Here is a 7,687-nt window from a genome sequence, read left to right as displayed (position 1 = left end):
ATTTATCGGTAAAAATTTACCGAAGTATTGTTAAGTATGAGTCATCAACAAATTAAAGTCATATTGTCCACATTTGGTCCCTTGCATCTGATTAAAAGTGCAGAAGCACTTTCAGATTTCGTAGATATAAAGGTAATTCAAGGCTGGATTCCTGAATGGTGGAATCGTTGGATTTTACTTATATTGAATAAAATTGTGGGGTATAAACTTACGAAAACGATGAAGAAGCGCACGCCTGTGTGCTTAAAAGGAAAGAATATCGGAATAGGGATGCCGGAATTCTATTCACATTTTCGTAGTCGGGCACTAAAAGATAAATTAGCCAATGTAAAAGCTGCGGTTTTATATGGCAGATTAAGCTGCAAATACCTGAAAGATGCAGATATCTTTCATGTGAGGAGTGGTTCTGGAATGGGGGGGGCCATAGAAAGAGCTAAAGCCAATGGCATGAAAGTGATAGTAGACCATAGCATTGCCCATCCGCTATTTATGGACCGGCAGTTGAGGAAAGAATTTGAAAAAAATGGAGCGTTGTTTGCAATGGGGATAGATAATCCTTTTTGGCAGGGAGTACTTGCCGATTGCGATAAGGCTGATCTGTTACTGGTGAACTCTCAGTTTGTCAAAGATACCTTTGTGGAAGCAGGATATGATGAGAAAAAAATCCGGGTAGTCTATTTAGGGGTGCGTACTGATTTTAGTCGGCTTAAAACGGATTATACTATTGGTGATACCATTAAGCTGCTCTTTACAGGTAGTTTTGGCTTCCGTAAAGGAGGGGAATATTTATTAGAAGCAATCAAGATTTTGAATAGTCGTAATATACCGTGTGAATTGACGATTGTCGGAGGAACTGGTGAGGCGACCGAAATGCTTGACAGATATAATTTACCCAATGTGAGGTTGGTAGGAATGGTGCCTCAGGATGAATTAAAACTATATTTGAAGAATGCCGATATGTATGTATTTCCATCTTTGTGCGAAGGCTGTGCCCAAAGCGGTATGGAAGCTTTGGCGGCAGGATTGCCTGTCATTGCAACTCGCGAAAGTGGGCTGCCTATTGAACATGGCAAAACGGGCTTCTTTATACCATCTAAAGACGAACAAGCCATAGTTGACGCTGTAATAAATGTGGTAGCAGATAGTGTGTTACGTAATAACATAGGCTGCCATGCCGCTGAAATGATGACACGGTACACTTGGAATAATTATGCCAAGGAAGTTTGCAAATTGTATGAATCGCTATTGAACAATGCCGATTAAGACTTATCTTTTAATCTTCCTCTTTGAACTGGGGTGGGGAATAAAATTCAATATTGTAGGAGAAATCTCAATTAGTGAACTTTTCTTGCTTGTTTATACCCCATTTATTATTGCCAAAATCCGGTGGCAGAAAACAAAAGAACTGAAGGCCATTACGCTGGCTTACTCAGCTTTGTTGGCAGCGCAGATTTTCTCCGAGGTATTGGTTTCTAACGGATTGTCAAGCAGTCTAAAAGGATTGGCCATTACAGTTGTTTCTTATTTGCATTTCATTTTTCTTTTTTATTATTTGACGAAGGATAAGCGTCTTATCTTGGTGATTATACTTTCGCAAATAGCCATGAAATTGATTTTTGGTACCAGTTTCGAGGATCAGAGTGCAGAAGATATTTTGGCTGGTGAGGCAGCTACCTACCTTAAGTTTTACATTGCTCCGCTTACCATATTAATATTTTTAGCTATTTCTGTCATCTATAGAAATCGGAACTTTCCTATACTTTTTTCTTTGTTAGGGATTGTATTTATTCTTTTGGGGGCTAGAAGTAGTGGGGGAATGGCCTTATTTGCTGGTATGGTAGCTTATCTGATGGAACACAAACAGTTAATTCCCAATAAAAAAGCATTGGTCGTTGCTTCTGCTTTATTGTTGTTGACAGGCTACGGTTTCTATGTTTACTATGTAAACAGAGTTTTAGCAGGAGAAATAACCAGTGGCAACAGCCAACAACTTCTGGTCTGTAAGAATCCTTATAATCCATTGGAACTGTTGATGACAGGAAAAAGTGAGGCGTGGGTAGGATGGCAGGCGTTTATGGATAAGTTCTGGCTGGGACATGGAGCCTGGCCATACGATACGACCGGGCATTATCAGCGTTTGATGTTTATGATGCACGGTGAAAGGCTCACACCAGATCAGCTCAGTTATCATTTTTTGATACCTTCTCATTCGGTTATTGTAGGCTGTGGGATGATGAATGGTATTTTTGCTTTTGTAGCAATGCTTTACATCGTATTTTATTTCTTAAAAAAAGGTTTCGTTAGTTTAGGATTTTGTGAGCGAAAGTATTTATTGGTATTGGCGTATCATGAGTATAATTTGCTTTGGAATGCATTGTTTTCACCACAGTCTCATTTTAGACAAACGTTGCCTATTGCTTTTGCTATAATATTGATACTATATTTGAGTGATAGGAATCAAAAGAAGCAAATATCATCTTATTAATTTATTATTTTGCTTATGCATATTTGTTTTATAACAACAGGAGATATTAAGTCCATAGCTACGGCAAAAAGGGCTTTAGGATTAGCTAATCATCTTTCCGATTTAGGTTGGAGTGTATCTATTATTATGGATGATACAGAGGAGAATCGTCACAGAGTAGAGCTGGAATGTGATGAAAGAACAAAAGTTTATTTTATGTGTTATCATTCTGCATTTGGCGAATTAAAAAAGAAAAATACACTTATTAAACAAATAAAGCCGGATGTACTTTATATCTGCGCTTTTGTTTTTAGGAATATTGTTGCACTTCGCTATAGATGTATTAAACTGGTTGAGCATTCGGAATTACAGTCCGGGATACGGAATGTAAAAGGATTGTTTCGATTACGTGCTGTATTACAGGAAATAATGTCGGTATTTTATTCTACTGGATTATTGAATGCTAGTAAGTTTCTACAGAACCATTTTCTAAAATTAGCAAAGAAATTAGGCCGAGAGGGATTGCCAATGTTATATTTTCCTTATGCCTATAATAAATCGGTCTGTCAGTTTGTTAGAAAAGAAAATCTGATTAAAAAGGAAGATGGGGATAAGTTTTTCGTTTATTTAGGTAGTTTGGCCGAAAATTATGGAGCATTTACGATGATAAAAGCATTTGAGTTGATTCATGAACGACATCCGTCTTTTCATTTATTGTTATTAGGCAAAGGACCTGATTATAAAAAAGTTGTTCAATACATAAAAGAAAATAAACTCCAAACTTTTATTCATACTCCAGGATTTGTGGAAGAGGAAGATATTTCTGCATATTTTACATTAGCAGACGCATTCATTTCTCCTATGAATGATACAATTCAGGATTGGGCCAGGTGTCCCAGTAAGTTGTATATGTATTTACCTTATAAGAAGCCAATTATTACTTGTAAGATTGGAGAACCTTATGAGGTATTAAAAGAAAATGGTGTTTATTTCGAGCCAACTTCAAAAGAGTCTTTAGCACAAACTATTGAGAATATGGCAGATGATGATTCATGGAACTTAAAAATTGATCCACTTATGCATGAATGGAATATACGGGCTAAGGAATTGGATTCTTGGATAAAAAATTGTTATAAATGAATCTGCTGTTTTTTCAAAACTGCATAAGTCCACATCAAATCCCTTATATCCGTGAATGCGCTAAAGATGAACGTGTAGAAAGAGTACATCTTATCGTTCCGCGCACGGATTACGTTGTGCGAAAAGATATGGGCTGGGATAGTACACATTTGTTGGATAATACTTCGGTTCAATTGTGGTTAAAGCCTACAGATGAACAGATTATTCAACTTCTTAAAGAAACGAAAGATGCGGTTTGTTTGTTCACAGGTATTCGTGCATTTACAGAAGTGTTCTGTTGGTTTAAGTTAAGTCTTGCTTATCAGGTAAGACGGTATATTATAACGGAACCTCCCTTAATTTATAATAAACCATTGTGGATGCACTATCTACGCTTTTTTATTCAGGATTATAGGTATATATCTCGCATTGATGGTATCTTTGGTTTTGGGGATTTGGCTGTTAGCTATTATCGAAATATTTCCAAACGTTGGGATGTCTTTCCCTTTCAGTATGTTACCGAAACCTCCAAACGTATTTTACCTCCTCCTTCGGGAAAGGTTAAGTTACTCTTTGTGGGAAGCCTGATTCACAGAAAGAACGTACAGATTGTGATGGAGGCATTGAAAGATAATTCAAATATTGATTTTACGTTAGTAGGAGATGGGGAAGAGAGAGTGAAGTTAGAGGTAATAGCCCAAAAGAATAGAATCAATACGAGTTTTTTAGGTATCAGACCAATGAATGAAGTTCCAGAGATCATGCAACAGAATGATGTTTTGATTCTGCCTTCTCTTCACGATGGATGGGGAGCTGTTGTAAACGAAGCAATGTCTTTAGGGCTTTATGTAATTGTTAGCGATCGATGTGGAGCCAAAGCCTTGATTGCGGATGAGACTGATGGATTGATTTTTAAATCAAAGGATGTAAGTTCTTTGAAAGAATCGTTGAAGAAGGTAATTTCTCATATCCAGGATATCAGATTATTGACATATAAACGCGTCGAGAGTGCAGTTCGGATTCAAGGAAAGCAAGTAGCAAACTATTTTGTGAATTGCATTTCTCGTGCGAAAGATGATGAAAAATATTTGTGATAAAATTTAAATCCCTTATGATTAATCAATATCTCAGCGATAAACTTCGCATTTTATCTTTCTTCTCCATCATCCTTGTTCTATATATTCATTCCGGTTTTCACGACTATCCTCATGAAATACAAGGAATGACATTCAATTTCAAGTTGCAGGACTTCATCAGTGGAATGATGGGACGTTGTGCTGTGCCACTGTTTTTTGCTATTAGTGGTTACTTGTTCTTTCAAGGTATAGATAAAGATGACACTCATGCGTATGCAAAATTGTGGATGAAGATAAGAAAGCGAATCCGGACGTTGTTGATTCCTTATCTGATTGCCTGTTTGTTTCCTGCAATATCCTATTTGGCATTGGAATATATTCCCGGAGTAGGTGGGTTTATGAATACTAAAGGATTTTCTGAAAACTTTGAAAAGCCTTTGCTTGAGTTAGGCAATTTTTTATTTTGGGATGCAGGAAACGGATCTCCATATGCGTTTCATTTATGGTTTTTACGTGATTTAATACTGATTGTGGTATTGTCTCCCTTGTTCTATGTGATGAATAAATGGATGGGGAAAGCAATTGTTTGCGGGCTATTTTTTGTTTTAAGCTATTTCTCCATTCCTGTGTTACCAATATATGGCATATTCTGGTTTTTATTAGGTGCGTGCTTTTTAGATAAATTTTCGGGTATTAAATCGTTTGGGGTTCCTATCGTATTTTTATTGTTTTGTGTACTTGAAATGATTTTTCCTGTATTCATTTGGGAATATTTGCAAATTCCAATCATACTGTCAGGTATCTTAAGTTTTTGGACTCTGTATGATAAACTGGTACCTGCGACGTTTGATCTTGGCAGACATAAACACTGGATGACTTTCTGTAGTTTTACTTTTTTCATTTATTTGTATCATGAACCTACGTTGAATGTAGTAAGGAAATTGTTGGTGGTTCCTTTTCCTCATTCCAGTTTTGGTTTTGCATTTAGTTATTTGGCTAGTCCGTGGTTGTTTGCATTGATTTGGGTAGGTGTTGGGATCGTTTTTAAGAGACATTTTCCGAGAATCTATGAAATTTGTATGGGAGGACGTTAATATATCTTTTATTAGTAAGTTGTAAACTTTCTATCTTTATTGCATTATTTGTTGTGATATAATAAAAATGATTATGATACGCATCCTCCACTTCATCCCCAGCATCGACCGCTCCTCTGGCGGTGTAGGTGCCTACATGCAACTACTTGCCAAAGAATTGGGTAAGCTGTGCGACCTGACTATCGCTACAGTAGCATCGGAACATCCGCTGCCGATAGAGAACGCACGGGTGGTTACGTTGCCAGCAGGCTTGTCGCAATATGGTGCTTTGAAGAAGGCATGGCGGAAGCTGCTGGATGACATTCACCCAGACATGGTACACGTGAACTGTTGCTGGATGCCGCAAAGTGCTTGGACACAAAAGTGGGCACAACAGGCCGGATATAAGGTGGTGCTTAGTCCGCACGGCATGTTGGAGCCGTGGATCTTGGCACGGCATTACTGGACAAGGAAAGTACCGGCGCTCTGGCTCTATCAGAAACAGGCAGTGGTGAAGGCTGACCGCTTGCATGCTACTGCGGAGAGTGAAAAACAGAATCTGCTGAAGCTGGGTTATAACAACCGGATCACGGTAATTGCCAATGGCATTGATGTAGAGCAGATTGATATGAAAGCTGGTTGGGAACGGAAAAAACAGATTCTGTTCCTGTCCAGAATCCATGTGAAAAAGGGTATTGAGTTTTTACTGGAAGCTGTAGCGGCTTTGAAGGAGCGGTTCGGGGGATATACCGTCCGTATTGCGGGCGAAGGGGAAGCGGAATACATCGGACAGCTTCGACAAAAGGCCCTCCAATTGGGGATTCAGGATATGGTGGATTTCTGTGGAGGTGTTTATGGTGACCGGAAATGGGAATTGTTTCGGGAGGCAGATTTGTTTGTATTGCCTACGTATTCCGAGAATTTCGGTATCGTAGTGGCGGAAGCCTTGGCTTGCGGAACGCCGGTGATAACAACAACCGGTACTCCTTGGGAAGAACTGAATACCTGGCATTGTGGCTGGTGGACAGAGATAGGAACCGAACCGACTATTCATGCATTGAACGAGTTCCTGGATGTATCGGAAAAGGAACTGGAACAGATGGGACGTAACGGCCGCTGTTTAGTGGAAACACAGTATTCTTCTAAAAAGGTGGCAGAGGAAATGGTGAGGATGTATGAGGGCCTCACCCCCGGCCCCTCTCCGAAAGAGAGGGGAGTGCCATGCGGGGGGGATGATGGTTTAAAGTAATTATTCTCTGTGCGCCTCTGTACCCTCCGTGGTGAAACGCCCGCAGACACCGTCGTTTTTAATTATTCATTATTCATTTTTCATTCTCCAAGTATCCGAACACCGCCCTCGTATCCAGGCAGGGACAGGCTTTGGGAGTGACGCCGGGCAGGTCTCTGTGGCCCACCAGACGGGCATGTGGAAAGAGCTTCCGTAGTTTCAGGAAAAGAAGAATCAGCTGTTCGGTCTGTTCGGGGGTACGCGTGTCGGCGGGGTGGCCGTCTGCATCCAGACCGCCTTCGTAACAGACACCGATGGAGCAGCGATTGAAAGGACGGCAATGGGCACCGACTTCCAACAGGCGGCGATGCTGGTTGATGCTGCCGTCCCGACGGATGTAGAAATGATAACCGATGGTGCGAAAGCCACGGGCTTTGTGATCGCGCAAAAGCTGTTCTACCGGATACTCGCGGTTGCAACGGGTGGCGGAACAGTGCAGAATGATGTAGCGTACAGAGTCGATGGAGTCCATCAGCAGACCGTTCTCTACCTGGGTCAGAAGGCTGCGTTCGTCCGGTATTTCTTCACCGGCAATGGTTAGGGGGAAGGTTTCTTGGATCATAATGGCAAAAATTTAAGGCCTCACCCCTGGCCCCTCTCCCAAGGAGAGGGGAAAAGGAGATGGGGGTAAAATGATAGTTGGGGGATGATAAACGGTAAAAGGTTA

Annotated in this window: 7 protein-coding genes; 6 read left to right on the top strand and 1 reads right to left on the bottom strand. The window is 40.3% G+C overall.

What is annotated here, in order from left to right:
• The first annotated feature begins 36 nt into the window (after positions 1-36).
• The 6 genes from QVP67_RS10325 (at position 37) to QVP67_RS10300 (ending at position 6,981) form a co-directional block, all read left to right on the top strand.
• The gene (locus QVP67_RS10325) at positions 37-1,263 is read left to right on the top strand and encodes a glycosyltransferase family 4 protein (RefSeq protein ID WP_288180111.1); all 1,227 of its coding nucleotides are present in this window, start codon (positions 37-39) and stop codon (positions 1,261-1,263) included.
• Positions 1,253-2,485: a hypothetical protein gene (locus QVP67_RS10320; RefSeq protein ID WP_022163486.1), complete on the top strand. Its 1,233-nt coding sequence runs from the start codon at positions 1,253-1,255 to the stop codon at positions 2,483-2,485. The genes QVP67_RS10325 and QVP67_RS10320 overlap by 11 nt, the downstream gene beginning before the upstream one ends.
• 15 nt (positions 2,486-2,500) lie before the next feature.
• A complete protein-coding gene (locus QVP67_RS10315) occupies positions 2,501-3,604 on the top strand; it encodes a glycosyltransferase family 4 protein (protein ID WP_022163485.1) in 1,104 nt (367 codons plus the stop codon).
• Entirely contained in the window at positions 3,601-4,677 is a 1,077-nt protein-coding gene (locus QVP67_RS10310) for a glycosyltransferase family 4 protein (RefSeq protein WP_022163484.1), read from the top strand. The genes QVP67_RS10315 and QVP67_RS10310 overlap by 4 nt, the downstream gene beginning before the upstream one ends.
• A gap of 17 nt (positions 4,678-4,694) precedes the next feature.
• On the top strand, positions 4,695-5,753 hold the full coding sequence (locus QVP67_RS10305) for an acyltransferase family protein (protein WP_022163483.1): 1,059 nt from the start codon (positions 4,695-4,697) through the stop codon (positions 5,751-5,753).
• A 76-nt stretch (positions 5,754-5,829) separates the two neighbouring features.
• On the top strand, positions 5,830-6,981 hold the full coding sequence (locus QVP67_RS10300) for a glycosyltransferase (protein WP_288180113.1): 1,152 nt from the start codon (positions 5,830-5,832) through the stop codon (positions 6,979-6,981).
• A 73-nt stretch (positions 6,982-7,054) separates the two neighbouring features.
• On the opposite strand, the gene QVP67_RS10295 is transcribed toward QVP67_RS10300, so the two are convergent.
• Complete coding sequence (locus QVP67_RS10295) at positions 7,055-7,582, bottom strand: N-acetylmuramoyl-L-alanine amidase (protein ID WP_022163481.1); 528 nt, start codon at positions 7,580-7,582, stop codon at positions 7,055-7,057.
• Between the last annotated feature and the right edge of the window lie 105 nt (positions 7,583-7,687).

The sequence above is a fragment of the Bacteroides sp. CAG:633 genome (assembly GCF_000435115.1).
In the GTDB taxonomy this organism is placed as follows: domain Bacteria; phylum Bacteroidota; class Bacteroidia; order Bacteroidales; family Bacteroidaceae; genus Bacteroides; species Bacteroides ndongoniae.
This window is presented reverse-complemented; position numbering and strand designations above follow the sequence as displayed.

What these genes read in the sequence shown, in the direction of transcription:
- QVP67_RS10325 (WP_288180111.1), top strand. Translation starts at nt 37, where the DNA reads ATGAGTCATCAACAAATTAAAGTCATATTGTCCACATTTGGTCCCTTG.
- QVP67_RS10320 (WP_022163486.1), top strand. Translation starts at nt 1,253, where the DNA reads ATGCCGATTAAGACTTATCTTTTAATCTTCCTCTTTGAACTGGGGTGG.
- QVP67_RS10315 (WP_022163485.1), top strand. Translation starts at nt 2,501, where the DNA reads ATGCATATTTGTTTTATAACAACAGGAGATATTAAGTCCATAGCTACG.
- QVP67_RS10310 (WP_022163484.1), top strand. Translation starts at nt 3,601, where the DNA reads ATGAATCTGCTGTTTTTTCAAAACTGCATAAGTCCACATCAAATCCCT.
- QVP67_RS10305 (WP_022163483.1), top strand. Translation starts at nt 4,695, where the DNA reads ATGATTAATCAATATCTCAGCGATAAACTTCGCATTTTATCTTTCTTC.
- QVP67_RS10295 (WP_022163481.1), bottom strand. Translation starts at nt 7,582, where the DNA reads ATGATCCAAGAAACCTTCCCCCTAACCATTGCCGGTGAAGAAATACCG.